The organism is Bacillus sp. TE9106W (assembly GCF_054062215.1).
Window position 1 is genome coordinate 55,488 of record NZ_JBSSFA010000005.1, and the last position, 21,000, is coordinate 76,487.

The window sequence follows — 21,000 nt, forward strand, 5'->3', positions numbered from 1 at the left end:
TTTTGGGGTATTTACTTTTTAGTTTACAGGGATTGTGCATTTGTTTCTAAAGTTTATAGTTTCGTATTGAATCATGTAATTTCTCTAATCCAATCGACATATCTTTTTCATTTAACATAGAATAGCTAATTCTTAATTGGTTATTATTTCTTTCGTTATTTAATAGACAAGCTGTTCCCGGTAAAAAAGAAACATCTACTTCATTTGCTTTTTGTAATAAAGTAAAAGGATCTATCGAATTAGGAAGAGTAATCCATAAATTAAAGCCACCATCAGGTATTTCAAATTGTATTTCTTTAAGTGGTGATAACATATCAATCGTTATATCACGTCTAATTTGTAAAGCTGTACGTAATTTTTCTAAATGATTTTTCATACGTTCTGCACGTAAAAACGGTAGAAGTGCTTTTTGTGTTAATAAAGGGCTACCGATATCCATCGAACCTTTTACGGCATATAACCATGCGAAAATAGGACCATCGGCAATAAGAGATGCGATACGCAGTCCTGGTGCTAACGTTTTACTAAATCCTTTTATATATAGTACGTGTCCGTTTGTATCAAAATTTTTGATAGGAGGGGGAACAATAGCATCTTCAAAATATATTTCTCCGAAAGAATCATCTTCAATTATAAAAAACTCATATAGCTCCGCTAGTTCTATAAGTTCCATTCTTCGTTCTTTACTCATTACTGTACCTGTCGGGTTCTGGAAAGTTGGATTCGTATACAATAAAACGGGATTTTTACTTTGACAAATATCATCGATTAAATCGGATCGAACCCCATGATTATCTAGAGAAACAGGTATAATTTGAGCCCCTTTATTGATGAAAATATCAAGCGCAGCACTGTAACATGGACTTTCCACTAACACAATATCACCAGGTTTTAATAGTGTTTGAGCAATTAAATCAATTCCTTGTTGTGCGCCGCTTGTAATTAATAACTGGGATGGGTCTGTCACTAATTTTTGATGTTCATGTAAGTAATTTGCTATTTCAACTCGTAGTTCATAATCTCCTTGAACTGGCCCATAGGTTGCTAGGATCATCTGGTCTTTATTAAGTATTTTATGCATTTCGTCTGCCAAGAATGGATTTGGCAATAGACGTGGATATAAAATCGCTTGTGAAAAATCGTAATATTTCCGGTGCTGATTCATTGCATATTGAGATCGCATAACATTAATCGTTTTCGTTTGTTGCCATTTATACGGAATTGGTTTGGAATCTTTCTTTACATGTTTATGTATATAAGCACCTTTACCTTGTTCAATGCGTATATATTCTTTCTTTTCTAGCTGTTTATACGCCTTACGAACAGTTAATAGGCTAATCTGTAAATCTTCGGCCATAGAGCGTAAAGATGGAAGTGAGTCACCATGTGAAAGCATGCCACTTTGTACTCTTTCAACGATTTGCATATATATTTGCTTGTAATACGGTATGTTGGATTCTTTACGCAGTACAATCTTCATGGTTTCACCTTTTTCGTTTTTATTTAATTTAAGCGAAAAATATATATAGAATCAACTACTATTTTAGGCAACTGTTATATACATAGATACACTGTTATACACCATACCTTCTATACTCGTGTTAAGAGTAAAAAGGAGGAAGAGTAATGGTTATTTTCAATTATATTTTAGTATGTATTATTTTCGGAACAACATTTTTAACGATAAAAATCGGAATTGAAGCAGGAGCGCCCCCATTATTTTCAGCAGGAATTCGTTTCTTTTTAGCAGGAGTAATCTTAATGATTATATTTAAGCTAAAGCGAAAAGAAATTATGCCACACATATTTTCAAAACGTATTATATATGCTGGTTTTTGCTTAACATTTATGACATTCGCAACATTATATTGGGCAGAACAATATATTTCTTCCGGGTTAGCTGCTGTGCTATCTGCTACAGGGCCTATGATGATTTTATTGTTACAGGCAAAGAGAAATAAGACAAAATTAAAAAAGGAACAACTGCTAGCTTTAATTGTTGCACTAATAGGTGTTGTTTTTGTTTCTTTACCTGGAATTCACCAAGAAATAAGTTTCATATGGAGTATCGCTTGTTTTGTATTAATAATAGGAGAGTTATTTTACGGAATAGGCTCTATTCGCTCAAAAGAAATACTTTCGGATTTACAAAGTGTATCGCCATTTCTCATTAATGGTATTCAAATGTTTTACGGAGGAGTTTTACTACTAATCGTATCCTTCATAGTAGAACAACCGAATGTAACTGTATTAGCTTCATGGAGTGTACAGTGGCCTATTTTATATCTCATATTTATCGGATCAATTGGTGGGCACTGATTATATTACTGGCTCTTATCAAAAACAAATCCTGTATTCCCGTCAACTTGGTTATACGTCTCACCATTAATTGCTATTATAGTTGGATACATCATATTAGGAGAACCTTTAAACCCTACAATGGGAATAGGTGCTTGTTTCATTTTAGTTGGTGTATTTTTAGCTAATCGATCCACACTCCGTACTTATTTCAAACAAGGGAGATTATTTGAGAAGGAAATGTAGTTGTATAAAGAAGCAGCCTTGTATAAAAGAGGGCTGCTTTCATTTTATTCATGATAGGGTTTGACTTTATTTATTGGAAAGGCGTAATATTATTAAGCTATATGAAAGAGATCTGTAAGAAGAGGGGAGTTATTATGAAAATAAATTGGACTGAAGTAAAGGAAAAAATTCGGCCGCAAATTTCAAAACCATCATATGAAACTTGGATCAAAGAAACGACAGCTAGAATAAATGAAGATTCATTGATCATTTATTTTGAAAACGAATTCCAACAAGAGTGGGTTAAAAAGTCTTATAAAGATTTAATTTCGCAAATAGCTAAAAAATTAACTGGAAATACATATGAAATTCAATTTGAATTAAAATCAAATACAACCAGTAATAATGAAAAATCAACAATTGAAGATATCACTTCCGAATTAGGAGAGCAGTTCAAAGTCTCTAATAACAGTTTAAAATATAATGATGTAGATGAGAGCAATAAACGTATTCGAGCGTTAGAAGAAAAAATAATGAACTTGGAAAAGGTCATTGGTACATTAGTAGAAAAATTAGATGCAGTAGAATTAAAAACACAGTTGGAAAAATAACCAACTGTGTTTTTTTACTTAATTCGCTTTTTTTATAAACCCTTTATAATGACGTTTTACAAGCTGACTTTCTAACGTTTTCATTGTTTCAAGTGCCACACCGACAATGATCAGTAAGCTTGTACCACCAATTTGTGCAGAAGGTGGTAATGTAGCAATCTTTGTGAATACAAGCGGTAAAATTGAAATTGCACCTAAGAAAATTGCACCGATAAATGTTAAACGGTATAAAATTTTCGTTACATATTGTTCTGTTGATTTACCAGGACGAATACCAGGTACATATCCATTTTGCTTTTTCAAATTCTCTGCCATTTGTTCAGGATTCACTTGAATAAATGCATAGAAGTATGTAAAAGCAACGATAAGACCTACATATAGTGTCATCCCAATTGGATGTGCGAAATCAAGATTTGCAACTAACCATTTTGATACGCCTGAATCAGGGAAGAGCTGCGCAATTGTACGCGGCGTCATTAAAAATGCGGAAGCAAAGATGACTGGAATTACACCAGCACTATTTACTTTTAGAGGTAAATGAGTGTTTTTTGCTCCTTGATATTGATTGTTTCCTGAAACAGCTTTTGCATATTGAATCGGTATTTTACGCACAGCTTGTTGAATGTAAATAACCCCAACGACGATCGCTAAAATTACGAGACCAATTAAGAGCATTTTTATGATGTGCATGAATAATTGATCGCCTGCATTTTGAAATTGTTGTAAATAAATTTGATTCGCAACATTTGGAATCGCTGCTACAAGTCCTGCGAAGATAAGCATCGAAATACCATTACCTACTCCATTAGCGGTAATTTGTTCACCTAACCAAAGTAAAAATGCAGTACCTGCAGTTAAAACTGTTGCAATAAATAAGTATGTAGTCCAGCTTTGATCTGTTATTAATTGTCCACCTGCTATATTATTAAAGCCATAAGACATCCCAATGGCTTGTATGAATGCGAGAATGATTGTAAAGTATCGAGTAAATTGAGCTGATTTCTTACGGCCCATTTCTCCTTGCTTTGCCCATTCCGAAAATTTTGGTATGACGTCCATTTGTAGTAATTGTACTATGATGGAAGCTGTAATATATGGTGTAATACCTACAGCAAAGATTGAGAAGTGTTGCAATGCTCCTCCGCCAAATACGTTTAGCATACCTAAAACATTAGCTTGATCTTGTACTTTTAATACCTCTGCGTTAGTATGAGGAACTGGAATAAACGTGCCAATTCGAAAAACGATTAACATCGCTAATGTAAAAAGGATTTTCCTTCTTATCTCAGCTACTCTCATGAAATTTGAAATCGTACGAAACATTATGTCGCCTCCTATATTTTTATCAGTTTAAAACTGATTATTATATCCCGATGAAGTAACCACAAACCTCCTTCCGCATTAAATTCATTTGACAAATGGAATTTTATACATTTTGTAGTTTTCACGGATATAAAAATATAAGGTGTTTTTAGCGACCTATAAACTTTTCGTAATCATTCAATACACATAATATATCGAATAAATTAACAAATGTACATACATACGCATGAAAAATGAATAAATAGGGGCATTTTTTACATTTATTTAATGATAATCGAAAGAAGGATGCTTTTAATTATTGTATTTCAAGAAATTTGCTAGGGCGATGAAAGGAATTCTATTATGTTATTTAGTATAAAAGTGGCAGGGTATTTTTTATTTATGAAGGAATATATGAAAATAAAGGCTAAATAATTTGAGTAGAGATTTGTTAAGGGGAGTGATGTATATGAAAGTGATTATAAAAAATTTACCATCATTAGAAGTGGCATATATAAGACGAACGGGCAGTTACTTTGAACCACAAGATCATTGGGGGAAGTTATTGAACTGGTCTATTGAAAATAAGCTTTATCCACCTGAGCAATCATTTATCGGAATTTCATTAGATAACCCTGAACTTGTTGCAAGTCATATGTGCCGACATGATGCTTGCGTTACCATACCTAAAAACTTTGAAAAAGAACAACATGAGGATGTGCAATTTAAAAGTGTAGATGGAGGTCTATACGCTCTATATCAATTCTATGATGAACCTCATAAATTAAGTGAAGTGTATCGATATATGTACGCAGTGTGGTTACCAAATAGTGAATATAGTGCAGATTATGATAGGGATAATTTAGAGTTTTGTATGAACAATGTTGCAGAAGACCTAGAAGGAAAATTAAAGGTTGATTTATTTGTGCCAATAAAAAAGAACAAATAATAAGTAGTATAAATTATAAGCGGTATTAAAAAATTGTTTTTTAATAGTATTAAACCCACTCTTAAAAATAGTTGAGAGTGGGTTTTATGTTGTTATTGAGAAAAAAGTTTACTTTAATTAATATGAATATTTGTTTATATGATGAATGTACGTAATAGTACATAATAAAAATATTATTTTTTGTCACAAAAATGAGCATTCTGGTTTCTCTATAATGCAGGCATCAAAAGAGAGAGAGGTTTTATTCACATGCAAACAATAAAAAGTGAAGAGAGGAATGTTTCACATATAACATTTGAAGCGTTGTTTAAACAAAACTATGCGTATGTTGTTAAACAAATAATATGGATCATTAAAGAACAGACGGTTGCTGAGGAATTAGCGCAAGAGGTGTTTTTGCAACTGTATCATTCAGATTGGAAATCAATAGAAAATTTACGTGCTTGGCTTATAAAGTCTTCTACTTATGTCGCCTATAACTACATTCGTTCTGAAAAGAGACATCAGGCAAGAATCGATAAAGAAACCCAGTATCAAGAAGTTCAAATTGATTCGTCACTAGATGATGAATGGATTAGAAAAGAAGAAATTACAAAAGTACAAATGGTGTTGCGAAAAATGAAAGAACAAGATCGAACAATATTATTAATGAAATTTTCAGGGTTTCGATATAAAGAAATCGCGCAAGTACTTCAGATTGACGATTCGTCTATTGGAACAATGTTGGCAAGAGCTAAACTAAAATTCCGGAAAGTTTTTGAACAAATGGAGGGTAAATAAATGATTTGTTATGAAATGGGATCCATTCAATCATATATTGATGGTGAACTTTCCCGTGAGGAAAGAAAACAATTTATAAAGCACTTAGACAAATGTAAGGAGTGTCAAAATTTATTAATTGAGCTAACAGAATTAAATCAATGGGAACATTCAACACTAGCCGAGGAGAAGCTTCATGAGATTCCGGAAATAAATATTGATGTCGAAAAAGCATGGCAAACATTTAATAGTTATAACCATACTAATAATGTATTTAGTACAAATCAAACGATAGAAAGGAAGCAGGGAGTATTTTCAAATATGAATAAAAAATCAAAACGTTTCATGTATACGGCGGTTGCTGCGATAGGTATTTTTACTATAGCTATGATTCCGCAAGTTCAAGTTGCAGCAACTAATATTGCTTCTTACTTTGCTAATGTGGTGTTAAATGATACGGTTGTGAATGAAGGAAGTAAAGATGAAAACGGTGTACAACAAGAAGGTATATTGAACGGGCAGTTTATACCTATTGATGAAAAGATAACTGATCAAGGGATAACTGTACATTTTAAAGAATTATATGTGGCAGATGCACGTATATCTGTTCATTATAGAGTGGAGAAAGCCGATGGAACTCTAATGCCATTTGAATTTGATACAAATGGATTAGATATAAAAAGCGATGGAAAAGTAAATGGACAACAAGAAGAAAATCCTGAATATAAAACAGGAAAGGGTATGTTTTCACAATTATCATTTATTCAAGGTGAAGACAATTTACCATTCGAATTATTATCAGAAGGGAAAAAGCTAGAGCATGTAGGCATTCGCGATAAAGACAGACCGGAAGGTGTCATTACATTTGTTGAAGGTCCTGAAGGAAAAGATTCCTTTAAACAACCTTTAACATTAGATGTAAATATAAATAAAATAGGAAAAATAGTTGGATCTTGGAAAGGGCAATTTCAAATTAACCCTGGAAAAGTTAATAAGTAAAACAAATTTGTATGAAAAAAAGAATAACACAATACATGTCGAGTGCTATCTTTATCTATTGGTTTGCTTTTATCATGTTTGTTTCTTACATTATCTTAACTATCTCTTTCATTTACTAATCAAATAGTAACGAAGAATTTCAATGTATTAGATAACAGATTTTTAATGGTTAATGTGCAGAAGAATTATCAAGTAAACAATTAAATGAGACGAGCATATACTAATAAATGACACAATGCATATATGATTTATAATCGTATGTATAGAGCGCCTTAGGGGGCTCTTTTTTTATTGAAATTCATGCACTTATATAAGTTGTTCTTAATTTGTATCATGGTCCTTATATTATGTAATTTTGCATAATGTTACATAAATTGTGTATTTTCCCTTTTTTTCGACAGAAACAGCAAGTATACTTTGTACAAGCTTTCTATTTCAAAAATTATACGAGGTGAAAAAATGAAAAACAAAAAGACGTTAACTAAGGTAGCATTAACAACGGGTTTAGCTTTAACAGCAGTAGCACCATACGGAGTAGGTCATGCAGAGGAAACAGATCAACTACAAGTTCAAATTCAGGAGGAATCGTTCCGTTCGGGTGAACTTACACAACCGTCACAAAAGGCACCAGAGAATGTAGTAAAAGATGCTCTGAAGGAGAAAACAGAACAAGCTCTTTCTCCAAAGCAAGTCAATGGAGAAACAGGAGTAGATTATAAAGTTCTTCAAAAACGCGGTTCATATGATGGGACTACACTTGTACGTATTCAGCAAACATACGAAGGGAAAGAAGTATATGGCCATCAATTAACTGCACACGTAGATAATAGCGGTGTTATTAAAAGTGTTTCAGGTGATAGTGCGCAAAATTTAAAACAAGAAGAATTGAAAAAACCTATCAATCTATCAAAAGATGAAGCAACACAATATATTTATACGAAGTACGGGAACGACATCAATTTTATTTCTGAGCCAGAAGTTAAAGAAGTTATTTTTGTTGATGAAAATAACGGACAAGCTAGTAATGCATACCAGGTTACATTTGAAGCTGCAACACCAAACTATGTTTCCGGAACTTATTTAATAAATGCACAAAATGGTGATATGTTAAAAAATATGGTACAAGAATCTAACTTAAAAGCAAGTGAAAAACTAGTTGGAGCCTTAAAGAAAAGTAAAAAAAGCAGTCTTACATCATTAACGGGCACTGGAAAAGATGATTTAGGTATTTCTCGTTCATTTGGTATCTCTAAACAAAGTAATGGCAAATTTGCTCTGGCTGATTATACAAGAGGGCAAGGGATTGAAACATATGATGTGAATTACAGAGATATTACTAAAGAAGAAAGCTATTATCCTGGTACATTAGCAACTAGTACTTCAACAACATTTAACGATCCAAAAGCAGTAAGTGCTCATTACTTAGCAACAAAAGTTTTTGATTTTTATAAAGATAAATACAATCGTAATAGCTTTGATAATCAGGGACAAAAGGTAGTTTCAGTTGTACATGCTTGGGATTCTGGAGATACGAATGATCCGAAAAATTGGCAGAATGCGTTAAGTGCTAATAATGGTAGTATGCTTGTATATGGAGATCCTATCGTCAAAGCATATGACGTAGCTGGGCATGAATTTACACATGCTGTTACTTCTAGTGAATCTAATCTTGAATATTACGGTGAATCTGGTGCGATTAATGAGGCACTATCTGATATTATGGGAACATCTATTGAGAAATACGTAAATAATGGAAGCTTTAACTGGACGATGGGAGAACAAACTGGATCTGTCTTCCGTGATATGGAAAACCCAGCTTCTGTTCCATCTTCACTTGGAGTACCTTATCCAGATGATTACAGTGAATTTAATGATTTTAACGGATGGGATCAAGGTGGCGTTCACTTTAATTCAAGCATTATTAATAAAGTTGCGTATCTCATTGCAAAAGGCGGAACTCATAACGGTGTAACTGTTAAAGGAATTGGTGAAGATAAAATGTTTGATATCTTCTATTACGCCAATACAGATGAGTTAAACATGACTTCTAATTTCAAAGAATTGAGATCAGCATGTATTCGAGTGGCGACTAATAAATATGGTGCGAATTCAGCTGAAGTTCAAGCGGTACAAAAGGCATTTGATGCAGCAAAAATTAAGTAAGTTAGAAATATAGGTATCATTCGTATATTATTACATTATGAAAAACAGCTAATGTCCTTTTAAGGATATTAGCTGTTTTTTTCATACCAATGTATTTGAAAAATAAACTTACTAAGCAATAATTAGGCACTCTACCTTTAAGAAGTTGCGACAAAGATTTAAGGTTTATAGTATATAAAAACAGAAAATTAATAATATATTGACCTCTTGATGGAAAGTGCTATAAAATGAAAGCGATAACAAACGGTTGCTTTAAAATAATTTCCCTGATCTTTTCGTATTTACAAATATATGAAGACATAAATAAACTATTTTTTTAAACATTAATGCAAACGTTTTCGTATCGAAAAGATCATTGAAATACATATGTGAAAATAACCAATACGGGGGTGAAGCAAAAGAGATTTCTAGATTAATTTAAATTGTGTAATGTAGTACAGGCATAATAAATCGTTCGTACTATTTAAAGAAAGGGTGTATGTAGTGCAAATTACAAAAAGATTAATTAACAAAACAGTTTTATTACTTACTTTAATCGTTATGTTATCATCTGTTTTCTCCTTTCAGAATGTGAAGGCAGTTTCAAATTCGAAAACAACTGAAGTTATCATTCATTACAAAGAGCAGTCTGGAAATACAAAAGACTGGAACCTTTGGATATGGGGAGAAAATTCAAATGGAAAATCATATGAATTTACTGGTGAAGATGAATTTGGAAAGTACGTAAAGATTAATATAGATGGTGATTATAACCGTTTAGGATTTATCATTCGTACAAATGAGTGGGAAAAAGATGGTGGGGATCGTTGGATTGAAAATATAAAAGACGGTCGTGCTGAAGTATGGATTCTTTCGGGTGATGAAAAAGTGTATAATTCTAAGCCGTCATCGGATCTCTCAATTCAAAAAGCAACTATTGATAGTTTCCATGAAATTACTGTAACGACGAATGTCCCGTTTCATATTAAGGAAAAGAAAATTGAAATGGAAGGCATTAAAATTAAGAGTATTAGTCCTTATGATATAAACAGTGGAGATATTACGAATAAGGTTAAAATAATTACGGAACAGAAAATTGATTTAAAACAAACATACAAAGTTAAAATAGAAAACTTAGCTGATACGAATACTGAAATCGGTAAAGTAATTCGTACTGAGGAGTTTGATAAATTATTTTATTACGGTGGCGACGATTTAGGTAATATATATACACCACAACATACAAAATTCCGTGTATGGGCCCCTACTGCGAGTGAAGCGAAGTTAGTTACATATAAAAAATGGAACGATAAAATAGGTACTGAAATAAATATGCAACAAGGTGAAAAGGGCACCTGGAAAGCAGAACTTAAAGGAAATCAAAAAGGTCTCTATTATACGTATAAGGTGAAAATTGGTGATAAGTGGACAGAAGCCGTTGATCCGTATGCACGTGCTGCTTCTGTAAATGGAGATAAAGGTGCGGTTGTTGATTTAGAAGAAACAAATCCGAAAAGATGGAACACTAACAAAAAGCCTAAATTAAAAAATCCGGAAGATGCTATTATTTATGAATTGCATGTACGCGATCTTTCCATCCAACCTGAAAGTGGGATTAAGCAGAAAGGGAAATATTTAGGAGTAACAGAAAAAGGAACAAAAGGGCCTGAAGGTGTGAAAACGGGACTTGATCATATGAAAGATCTTGGTGTTACACACGTTCAGCTTTTACCGATATTTGATTATGCTTCAGTAAATGAAGAGAAGGTAAACGAACCACAATATAACTGGGGATATGACCCAAAAAACTTTAACGTTCCAGAGGGGTCCTATTCTACAAATCCATATGAGCCAACTGTTCGAATAACTGAATTAAAACAAATGATTCAAACACTACATGATAATAATCTTCGAGTGGTGATGGATGTAGTATATAACCATATGTATAACGCTGCTGAATCTAATTTCCATAAGTTGGTTTCAGGTTATTATTATCGTTACAATGAAGATGGAACATTTGCAAATGGAACTGGAGTAGGAAATGATACGGCTTCAGAAAGAAAAATGATGAGGAAATTTATGATAGATTCCGTCACATATTGGGCAAAAGAATACAATTTAGATGGATTCCGTTTTGATTTAATGGGTATTCATGATTATGAAACGATGAATGAAATACGTAAAGCTGTTAATCAAATTGATCCTTCTATTATACTGCATGGAGAAGGTTGGGATTTAAATACACCCCTTGCAGCTGAGTTGAAAGCAAATCAAAAAAATGCGGAGAAAATGAAAGGAATTGCCCATTTTAACGATAATATACGTGATGGATTGAAAGGTAGTGTGTTTGAAGAGAAAGAAAATGGATTTGTAAATGGAAAGGAAAACATGGAAGACCGTATTAAAAAAGGCATTACAGCAGGCATTGACTACGATACAAATTCGTCGACTTATCTAGATCCAGAGCAGGTATTAACTTATGTGGAAGCGCATGATAATCATACATTATGGGATAAACTTGAGTTGACTAATCCAGGTGACAGTGAAGAAGTGCGAAAACAAATGCATAAATTATCTTCTTCGATTTTATTAACATCACAAGGTATTCCATTCTTACATGCGGGACAAGAGTTTATGCGCACGAAATATGGTGATCATAACAGTTATAAATCTCCAGATTCAATTAACCAGATGGACTGGTTGCGCCGTGCAGCGTTTAATAATGAAGTAGATTATATGAAGGGATTAATAGAATTACGAAAAAAGTACCCAGCTTTTCGAATGACATCTGCAGAGCAAATAAAAACACATGTATCATTTATTGATGCTCCGAAAAATACTGTAGCTTATACAATAGAGGGGAATAAAAATGAATACTTTACGGTGGCTCACAATGCAAATAAAGAAGCTGTTGAAATAACACTTCCATCGAAAGGTCCTTGGAAAGTACTAGTAGACGGGAAGCAGGCGGGAAGTAAACCACTTTATGTTGTCCATGACAATAAAATTAAAGTTCCTGCATTAAGTTCATTTGTTTTAAAAACAGAGAAACTGATTAAATAAATGCCAAAAGCGAACGAAAGATTGTTTTCACTTCGTTTTTAAAGTTAAAATAATATAATTTCACATACTGTAATTATATTACAATTTAATAAATAAAAAGAGAAGAACTCACCAAGGTTCTTCTCTTTTTTATATGTAATTATCATTTCCGTGGTTGTGAATATAAGAGTTTATGAATATAGCAAAAGGCAAGACGATGAACCTATTTACAAAGTGACGAAAAAATGACAAAACTGTAAGAATGTACGAATGTTTGTAAGAAAGTTCGATGTTTTCCTTTTTCTTTTTTTATTAAAGTGGAAAAGAAGAAAGCGGTGTCATAAAAGGTTGATATTTTAGATGGTGGACAATAACCAACACTATTCATGTAATGCAAGTATATGGCATTCAGTAAAGCACCTTACTAAAAAGGAGAGATTTAAAATGTCTTTTTCTCAATTCAATATTGATATTTTTCGAGTAATTAATGATTTAGGTAAACAATATTCATTCCTAAACCCGGCCATCGTATTTTTGGCAGAATATATGGTATATATTTTTGCTTTAATTATTTTAGCTTATTGGTTTACTGGGTCCAGAAAAAGTAGAATGATGGTTATTCAAGCGATGGTTGCTTTTGTAATTGCTGAGGTAATCGGGAAAATAGCAGGGAAATTCCATCTAAATTATCAACCGTTTGCAGTATTGCCTGATGTTAATAAACTTGTCGACCATGCTGTAGATAATTCATTTCCGAGTGACCATACAATTCTCTTTTTTTCAATTTGTTTTTCGTTTTGGCTTGTTCGTAAAAAAGCTGGATGGCTATGGCTTATACTTGCATTTTGTGTAGCGATTTCTCGTATTTGGGTAGGGGTTCATTATCCTTTTGATATTGCAGTAGGGGCTTTAATAGGATGTATTTCAGCGGTATTTTCGTATTGGTTAGTACCAAAATTATCTTTTATTAGGCAATTACTTACTCAATATGAAAGAGTAGAGAAACATGTTTTATCATCCAAAAACAAATCAAAAGGATTGTGAGTACAATCCTTTATCATCCTCATTACTATTCTTCACAAGCTGAATAGGCCAAGACATTCAATACACTTATTTACATCCATGAAGACGAAAGGGAATGGGTAGTACATCTAGGTAATAAAATAGCTTATTACTTACTATTTAGATAACAATGAAGGCCATATCGCAAAACATTTAGTTAGCACCGAAGTTTATTTTTATCGTTTTTGGGGGTAACTTATTTTCTTAAGTTGATGGACATGTGGCGTGACCCCAATATATAAATTTGGAACGATGTTAATTTTATCATATAGGATACCATCATATTGATATAAAGGCGTTATCCTTTCCTATGATTTCTCAGAAAGAATAACGCCTTTTTCTTTTTAGGGGGGATTTTGTCTTATTACCTTGATAGTGATGTGGTTCTCCCCCTTATAAAGGTTACAAAAATCTTTCGAATTGATCTAACTTGCACAATGCTTCCCGTTAATATAATACGCTGATTCTGTGAAAACCGTAAAAACAACCTCTACTTCTGAAAGTCCAAAATCCATTACATATGTAGTAATGGCCTTGGCAAATCGATCACGAATTTCCTGTCCACGCTCGAACCATTTTACTTCAATAAGAGGAAACGCTTCTATTTCTTCTCCATTAAATACAAACGTAGAACTTGGTAGTTCCAACGTGAAATTATCCGTACCACACTCACAAATTTCTGCGAGCTCTTCTACTAATGGTTTGCTTATGTGTTTTAATTGTTCAGTAGTAATTCCACGAAATACAACATGCGGCATGTGAATCCCTCCGTTAGATAGCTTTATATTTGTTCACATCATAGCACAATTTATTTTGCTGCACTAGAATCTATTGATACATTTCAATGACATTCTTAAGAATGGGGGCCCGTCCCGAAAATGCGGATTAAATTTTGAAATAAGTCATATGAGACATTCAAAAGTGTTATTCCATGTTATATTAGCCTTGTCTCAATAGGCTTTACTCTATTGGAACGAACAAAAAAACATTGATACACAAGACTTTTTATCCTTAACGTTGTAAAAGCGTAAAATCCTGCCGCTACCCGATCACTATCAAGCTAAATTCTTTAGTACCACCAGAACGAAATTTTGTGTTAACTTGTAACAAAAAGTGTATTTTTTCGTTTTGGGGTAATTCTGAATTCTTAAGTTGGTGGACAAGTGACGGTACCCTTATTAGGGCTAGTTTGCATCAGATATGGTAAATTTTATAAATAGTGAAAAAGAGTCCTACATAAATGGGACTCTTTTTCTTCAAGTATTACCTTACTGGATATGCATTAGAACCTAGATAACGTTCTTTTATAATTTGTAGATGATGAAGCTCATGCCCAGCTATGATGTATGCTAATGCACGAACTGTAACTTCAGATTTGTTCGCATTTCCTTTTTGTAACCAAGTGTCTTTATCTAAGCTTTTCAGTAAATTCACAGTAGATTGGCGAACAACTATTAAATTATCAAGAAGATCTTGCATAGATTGTTTATCAAAAGCAGCTTTAAGAACATACATATCATCGTTATAGCCTGGAAGTTCCGCTGTCTCGCCTCGAGCAATAGATAACAAACGATACGCCATAATACGTTCTGTATCCGCTATATGACCAATTACTTCTTTTATACTCCATTTAGTAGGAGCATATCGAAAAAGTCCTTCACTATCAGAAATCTCTTTTAATAAAAGATTCGTTTCCTCTATTTGTTGTTCTAAAATTTGTATGATATTTCCGTCTGATACTAAGTTAATATACGTTGCATAATAGGAGTTATATTCACTTGCCTTTGGTCTAATTTGCATACGAATCATCCTTTATATTTAATCTTTAAGTACAGCTTATCATAAAAGGGGTTCGGATTAATCTGAAAGTTCGAAATTAAAATAAAAAATCATATACTACCTTAGTCGAAATCATATACTTTTACATCATTTAACAAACTGAAAAAGGATTTTTAATTTAACTCTTAGAATATCATTCTATTACGAGTTCTTTGACATGAATTGTGTTTTGATTACTTTTGATGATAACTAGGAAATATAGAAAGGTTGTGAAGTTATTTGATGGGTTATAAAGCTATGCTGTTTGATTTAGATGATACGTTACTTAATAGGGATAAAGCAGTAGATAATCTGTTTTTATTACTTTTTGAAAAGTGTTATGAGGATGTTAGTGATACAATCAAAAACAATATGCTACGGAAATTCAAAGAATATGATAAAAGAGAATACGGCATGAGTGAAAAAACGATAGTTTTAGAATCATTGTTTGATGAATTCCCGCCGAAGTATAGATTGCCACGCAATTATATCCAAGATTTTTGGAATGAAAACTTCCCAAAATGTTTTTCAATAGACCAGAATACTATCCATTTCTTAAATCATATAAAGAAGCACTTTGAAGTTGGAATTATAACAAATGGCTCAACGCAGAGGTAAAAGGCTAAAATAATTAACACAAATTTAAACAATTACTTTGATACGATCATTATTTCTGAAGAAGTGGGATTTAGTAAACCGGATAAACGTATATTTCTGAAGAAGTGGGATTTAGTAAACCGGATAAACGTATATTCGAACTAGCATTAAATAAGCTAAATGTACAGCCGGAAAATACTTTATTTGTTGGGGATGACTTAGAAAAGGATATTGCTGGTCCTCAAAATGCAAATATAAAAGGTGTGTGGTTTAACCCTCAGAAAATCAAGAATACTACCAAAATACAACCATATGCTGAGATTAACACTTTGGATAGCTTGTTAAGTTACGTTACGCCACAATATTTTTTTAACAAGTAAAATTAATTTCATTGACCGTATTAGTAATAAAAAATAGAGGCGATTTTAATAGCTGCGGCTAATTTAATCTATGATTAATACGAAGTTTTGTAAAACAATTTTACTTATACTGTGTAAATTATAAAGGGGTGAGACTATGGAAATAAAGAAAGTAGTAATCGATGGAATCAATATTGCGGTCATTAGAAATGATAAGGTATTAATATCCGATGTTCAATCTGCATTAGATACTATGGCAACTGTTCAATATGAGGTAGATGCGAAGCATATTATTATCCATAAATCTTTAATAAGTGAAGATTTCTTTGATCTAAAAACACAGCTTGCGGGCGATATTCTTCAAAAGTTTATAAACTACAAGGTGAAATTTGCTATTGTTGGAGATTTCTCTATGTATACTAGTAAAAGCTTAAAGGATTTTATTTATGAATGTAATAAAGGGAATGATATTTTTTACTTAGCAACTGAACAACAAGCAATTGATAAACTAAGTACATTAAAGTAATAATTATATCCTGCTAAATTCCCCCCATTTCAATTAGTTCATGATTATATACGATATAGAAGAACTAATGTTTGTGGTAAACTAAGAGATGAATAAAGGGGGAGTTTTTTTGAACAATTTTAATGATACGATCCGACATTTAAACAATATAGTTTACAAACCTAACAATTTAATGATTACGAATCTGAAAGAAGAACAGCAAAACGCAGAATATGCAGGATGTTTATTTCACTTAAATAACAAAACCATTCGTTTTAGAAAATCAAAAATTACTCCTAATAAAATTGGTCAATTTGTTTCTTTTTGGGAGAAAGATGACGATATGCAAAATCAAGCATTCTCTTATGACGCTGCTCCTGACTTATTAGTTATTACTTGTATAGATGATAACAAACTAGGACAATTTATTTTCCCTAAAGATATTCTTCTTAAAGAAAAAATCTTGAGAACACAAAATCAAAAAGGCAAGATGGCTATGAGGATTTATCCGATATGGGATAACCCTGTCAGCAACCAAGCTAAAAAGAGCCAAATGTGGCAACTTCAGTATTTTGTTGATTTAAGCGATCATAATAATTTACCTATAGACAAACTATTACATTTGTATTCGTAGCTTCTTATCTTAAGTAATCTTGTTGGTTAGACTTTTTGTACCGGTACAGTTAAATGAAATGTACGTTGTTACAGTGCCCCTTAAAATTTACAATCAGCATATATTATTTAAACTTATAAATTTTTAAAGGGGGCTAAATATGACAAGTTTACAAGATCAGCTTTTCACAAGATTAAATCTAAAAAAACGTAATAAAGTAACGTTTGAAGAATTACCTACTATACTCTTTGCATTTGCACACACTATACCATTTGAGAATTTAGATGTTATAGCAAGTAACACGAATACAATTACTATGGAAAATTTACAGAATAAAATTTTAAGTAGATCCCGCGGCGGACTTTGTTATGAATTAAATACGCTTTTTTATTACTTTTTAAAAGATTGTGGTTATGATGTACAACTCGCATTAGGTACCGTATATAAAAATGATATAAACGCATGGGCACTTGAGAATGGACATATAACGATTATTCTAAATTATGATAAAGTACGATACGTAATTGATGTAGGTATTGCTTCACTAGTACCTCTAGTCCCTGTACCTTTTACTGGTGAGTCTGTTTCTTCTAAAAATGGTACGTATCGAGTGAGACAAAAAGATACGAGTAAAGGGAATTACGTTCTAGAAAGAAAAGATACGAACGGTGAGTGGAAAGTATGTCATGCTTTTTATAATCGTATCATTGATGAGGCAGTAGTGAATGATGTTCAAAAAAGAGTAGTAGAAGATGAGAAATCTATTTTCAATAAGGGCCCAATTGCAGTCAAATTGACGGACTCTGGCCATGTCTCTTTAACAAATACTAGTCTAACTGAAATAATTCATGGTGAAAAAGCGAAACGTGAAATTACAGAAGATCAATATAAAGAGCTTTTATATACTTTATTTGCTATTGAGTTATGATAAAACAAATAGCTAGCCGGTTCTTATGAAGAATCGGTTATTTTAATTTAAAACAATTATTAAAGTTTGATTTTCTTAATAGATATAATACACTAGAACAGTATAAAAAAGTATAAACAATGAATTTTAAATGTAAAGGAAGATTTTTATGTCAATAATCGATAAATTAAAGCTTAATAAGTATACAAATATGGTCGTAATTAATGAACCAAGTGATTATGACATTTTTACCGGGAAAGAAACTGCATTTTCAAAAGAACACGATGCTATTTTTATTTTTGTAGAAACACTAGATGAAATGGTAAAACAAACAAATTTTATTATTAGTAATGAAGAATTACTAATTGAAAAAGGATACATATTCTTCGCATATCCGAAAAAGGGTAATTCTCGTTACAGTACTTTTATTCACCGTGATGAGATGTTTCCAGCATTAAACGTTGGAGAAGATGGATATGTGGGCGAAAGCGAAATTAAATTTGCTCGAATGGTAAGTATGGATGACATCTTTACCGTTGTAGGTTTAAAGCGTGAGAAGAAAAAGGCGACGAAAACGCCCGCAATGAGCCAATGTGTAGCTGATTATGCAGATCGAATTCAAGATGTCGAAGCATTGCTAGCAAATCATCCAAATGAACTTAAGTTTTATCAAAGTTTAACACCTGGATATCAAAAAGATTGGGCACGTAATTTATTTTCTGTAAAACAAGAAAAAACACGTGAAAAACGTCTTGAGAAAATGATTGAAATTCTTTCACAAGGATATAAAACAATTGAATTATTTCGTAAAAAGAAAAAGTAAAACTAGGTAATTCACAATGATGCAACAATTAATTGAGCTTGGCACATTGTAAAAAGGATTCCTTTCAGTATACTAAAGTATGTTCTTATATTTAAATAATTAGCAAAAGAGAAAAGGTGTTTGAAATGAAATCGTATATTGTAGTTGGAGCTGGAATTTTAGGAGCGTCTACTGCTTATCATCTTGCTAAGGCTGGCGTGAACGTTACTATCGTGGATCGTCAACAAGTAGGTCAAGCAACAGATGCAGCAGCAGGTATTGTCTGTCCATGGCTTTCGCAACGTCGTAATAAAGCATGGTATAAAATCGTTAAAGGCGGTGCACGTTACTATTCTTCGTTAATTCAGCAATTAGAAGAAGACGGTGAAACGGATACAGGTTATAACCGTGTAGGTGCAATTAGTTTACATACTGATGAGAAAAAACTAGATCAAATGGAAGAGCGAGCTTACAAGCGTCGTGAAGATGCACCAGAGATTGGTGAAATTACGCGTTTATCAGCTGAAGAAACGAAAAAATTATTCCCAGCATTATCAGAAGAATATAGTTGTGTTCATATTAGTGGTGCTGCACGAGTAAATGGAAGATTATTACGCAACGCATTAATAAGCGCTGCGAAAAAACATGGTGCAACTTTTATAAAAGGCGATGCAGTATTAGTCCGTGAAGGTAATCATATTACGGGTGTTAAAGTAAACGGTGAAACAATTTTAGCAGAAAAGGTTATTGTAACGACAGGTGCATGGGCGAACGAAATCTTAAACCCATTAGGAATTAATTTTTTAGTTACGTTCCAAAAAGGACAAATTGTTCACCTGCAAATGGAAAATACAGCAACAGAAAATATGCCAGTTGTTATGCCGCCAAATGATCAATACATTTTAACATTTGATAATGGCCATGTCGTAATTGGTGCAACACATGAGAATGATACTGGTTTCGATCATCGTGTAACGGCTGGTGGTTTACATGAAGTATTCCATAAAGCAATAACAGTTGCACCTGGCTTAGAAAATGCTACTATGCTTGAAACGAGAGTTGGATTCAGACCATTCACGCCAGGATTCTTACCTGTTATTGGATCACTTCCTAACTTTGAAGGCATTCTCGTTGCGAACGGATTAGGTGCTTCAGGTTTAACTGCAGGTCCATATTTAGGTTCAGAACTTGCTAAATTAGCGCTGGGACAACCAATTGAGTTAGATTTAAATGATTATGACGTTGCGGGCGCAATTGAATAATATCGGGTATGAAAAAAACACGCTAAGCAAATTCGAAGGAAATAAGCAGTTTTTTCTCCGTTAAGAGTAAGACTGTTTATGAAAAATAAAATTTTTTAAAAATAAAGAGCCGACACCATAAACTTGCATTATTAATGTAGAATTGTGATGTTTGCTCTTTATTTCTATTTATTTAAAGCTTTTTTTGAGAGGAGTTTAAGTAATGAGAGCACCATATCAAGTATTAATATTTCCTTATATAAAAACTGACGATTCTATTCAATATGCGATTTTCAACCGAAGTGATTATGGTTATTGGCAAGGAATAGCTGGTGGTGGGGAAGATGGTGAAATTCCTATTGAATCAGCAAAACGGGAAGCATTTGAAGAAGCTGGTATTTCAAGAGAATGTCCATATATACAATTAGATTCTGTGTCTTCACTACCAGTAGAGGATGTAGTCGGAGGATTCCTTTGGGGAGATGAGGTTTATGTAATAAAAGAATTTTCTTTTGGAGTTAAAGTACCTACCAAAAACATCTCATTATCTAAAGAACACTTACATTATAAATGGTTATGCTTTGAGGAGGCAGTAAAGTTTTTGAAATGGGATAGCAACAAAACAGCATTGTGGGAATTAAACAAAAGACTATTAAAATAGTAAAAGTATTAGCAAAGATGTTAGTGGAATAAGAATTGAACAATTAAAAAAACATGCTGTTCTTCATATGTAGCAAGTTTTTTTCTATACAGTTGCCTCTGGAAAAAT

General features: G+C 32.7%; 16 protein-coding genes and 3 pseudogenes. 15 read left to right on the plus strand and 4 right to left on the minus strand.

All coding sequences use genetic code 11. The features are described 5' to 3' along the window. Positions 1-46 precede the first annotated feature (46 nt). Positions 47-1,480 carry a MocR-like pyridoxine biosynthesis transcription factor PdxR gene (pdxR, locus tag ACVWY7_RS11520; RefSeq protein ID WP_000706764.1) on the minus strand — a complete coding sequence of 478 codons (1,434 nt, stop codon included), beginning with the start codon at positions 1,478-1,480 and terminating at the stop codon, positions 47-49. Positions 1,481-1,626: 146 nt separating this feature from the next. On the opposite strand from pdxR, the pseudogene ACVWY7_RS11525 reads away from it, so the two are divergent. Further along, a pseudogene (locus tag ACVWY7_RS11525) lies at positions 1,627-2,544 on the plus strand (DMT family transporter). 155 nt (positions 2,545-2,699) lie between these two features. Then, a pseudogene (locus tag ACVWY7_RS11530) lies at positions 2,700-3,134 on the plus strand (DnaA N-terminal domain-containing protein); the annotation flags it as partial. An 18-nt stretch (positions 3,135-3,152) separates the two neighbouring features. Here the strand turns inward: ACVWY7_RS11530 and secY are convergent. Further along, positions 3,153-4,457 carry a preprotein translocase subunit SecY gene (secY, locus tag ACVWY7_RS11535; protein WP_000490143.1) on the minus strand — a complete coding sequence of 435 codons (1,305 nt, stop codon included), beginning with the start codon at positions 4,455-4,457 and terminating at the stop codon, positions 3,153-3,155. A 448-nt stretch (positions 4,458-4,905) separates the two neighbouring features. Here secY and ACVWY7_RS11540 point away from each other — a divergent pair, with 448 nt between their 5' ends. From ACVWY7_RS11540 to ACVWY7_RS11565, 6 genes are all read left to right on the plus strand, one after another. Next, positions 4,906-5,385: an AraC family transcriptional regulator gene (locus tag ACVWY7_RS11540; RefSeq protein ID WP_000864419.1), complete on the plus strand. Its 480-nt coding sequence runs from the start codon at positions 4,906-4,908 to the stop codon at positions 5,383-5,385. Positions 5,386-5,634: 249 nt separating this feature from the next. Continuing rightward, entirely contained in the window at positions 5,635-6,165 is a 531-nt protein-coding gene (locus ACVWY7_RS11545; RefSeq protein WP_001193471.1) for an RNA polymerase sigma factor SigX, read from the plus strand. After that, positions 6,166-7,143 carry a DUF4179 domain-containing protein gene (locus ACVWY7_RS11550; RefSeq protein ID WP_000564181.1) on the plus strand — a complete coding sequence of 326 codons (978 nt, stop codon included), beginning with the start codon at positions 6,166-6,168 and terminating at the stop codon, positions 7,141-7,143. It abuts the gene before it with no gap. A gap of 459 nt (positions 7,144-7,602) precedes the next feature. After that, positions 7,603-9,306 (plus strand): M4 family metallopeptidase, encoded by a 1,704-nt coding sequence (locus ACVWY7_RS11555; RefSeq protein ID WP_002080239.1) that lies wholly within the window; start codon positions 7,603-7,605, stop codon positions 9,304-9,306. A gap of 483 nt (positions 9,307-9,789) precedes the next feature. Beyond that, positions 9,790-12,348 (plus strand): type I pullulanase, encoded by a 2,559-nt coding sequence (pulA, locus tag ACVWY7_RS11560; protein ID WP_456523805.1) that lies wholly within the window; start codon positions 9,790-9,792, stop codon positions 12,346-12,348. Between the two features lie 423 nt (positions 12,349-12,771). After that, positions 12,772-13,371, plus strand: a complete 600-nt coding sequence (locus ACVWY7_RS11565) for an undecaprenyl-diphosphatase (protein ID WP_000010599.1) — start codon at positions 12,772-12,774, stop codon at positions 13,369-13,371. A gap of 443 nt (positions 13,372-13,814) precedes the next feature. On the opposite strand, the gene ACVWY7_RS11570 is transcribed toward ACVWY7_RS11565, so the two are convergent. Both ACVWY7_RS11570 and ACVWY7_RS11575 read right to left on the minus strand, forming a co-directional pair. Beyond that, on the minus strand, positions 13,815-14,147 hold the full coding sequence (locus tag ACVWY7_RS11570) for a DUF1904 family protein (protein ID WP_001120955.1): 333 nt from the start codon (positions 14,145-14,147) through the stop codon (positions 13,815-13,817). A gap of 505 nt (positions 14,148-14,652) precedes the next feature. Further along, on the minus strand, positions 14,653-15,189 hold the full coding sequence (locus ACVWY7_RS11575) for a DinB family protein (protein WP_001167108.1): 537 nt from the start codon (positions 15,187-15,189) through the stop codon (positions 14,653-14,655). Between the two features lie 261 nt (positions 15,190-15,450). Between ACVWY7_RS11575 and ACVWY7_RS11580 the strand changes: the two are divergent. The 7 genes and pseudogenes from ACVWY7_RS11580 (at position 15,451) to ACVWY7_RS11610 (ending at position 20,892) form a co-directional block, all read left to right on the plus strand. Further along, positions 15,451-16,184: pseudogene (locus tag ACVWY7_RS11580) on the plus strand (HAD family hydrolase). A gap of 136 nt (positions 16,185-16,320) precedes the next feature. Beyond that, complete coding sequence (locus tag ACVWY7_RS11585; protein ID WP_144508129.1) at positions 16,321-16,689, plus strand: DUF4180 domain-containing protein; 369 nt, start codon at positions 16,321-16,323, stop codon at positions 16,687-16,689. Positions 16,690-16,798: 109 nt separating this feature from the next. Further along, a complete protein-coding gene (locus tag ACVWY7_RS11590; RefSeq protein ID WP_144508131.1) occupies positions 16,799-17,302 on the plus strand; it encodes a MepB family protein in 504 nt (167 codons plus the stop codon). 139 nt (positions 17,303-17,441) lie between these two features. Continuing rightward, a complete protein-coding gene (locus tag ACVWY7_RS11595; protein WP_456523806.1) occupies positions 17,442-18,209 on the plus strand; it encodes an arylamine N-acetyltransferase family protein in 768 nt (255 codons plus the stop codon). A 148-nt stretch (positions 18,210-18,357) separates the two neighbouring features. Then, the gene (locus tag ACVWY7_RS11600; protein WP_000022227.1) at positions 18,358-19,011 is read left to right on the plus strand and encodes a YdeI/OmpD-associated family protein; all 654 of its coding nucleotides are present in this window, start codon (positions 18,358-18,360) and stop codon (positions 19,009-19,011) included. 125 nt (positions 19,012-19,136) lie between these two features. Next, positions 19,137-20,252 carry an NAD(P)/FAD-dependent oxidoreductase gene (locus ACVWY7_RS11605; protein ID WP_431174555.1) on the plus strand — a complete coding sequence of 372 codons (1,116 nt, stop codon included), beginning with the start codon at positions 19,137-19,139 and terminating at the stop codon, positions 20,250-20,252. A 202-nt stretch (positions 20,253-20,454) separates the two neighbouring features. Next, entirely contained in the window at positions 20,455-20,892 is a 438-nt protein-coding gene (locus tag ACVWY7_RS11610) for an NUDIX hydrolase (RefSeq protein WP_062921314.1), read from the plus strand. The last annotated feature ends 108 nt before the right edge of the window (positions 20,893-21,000 follow it).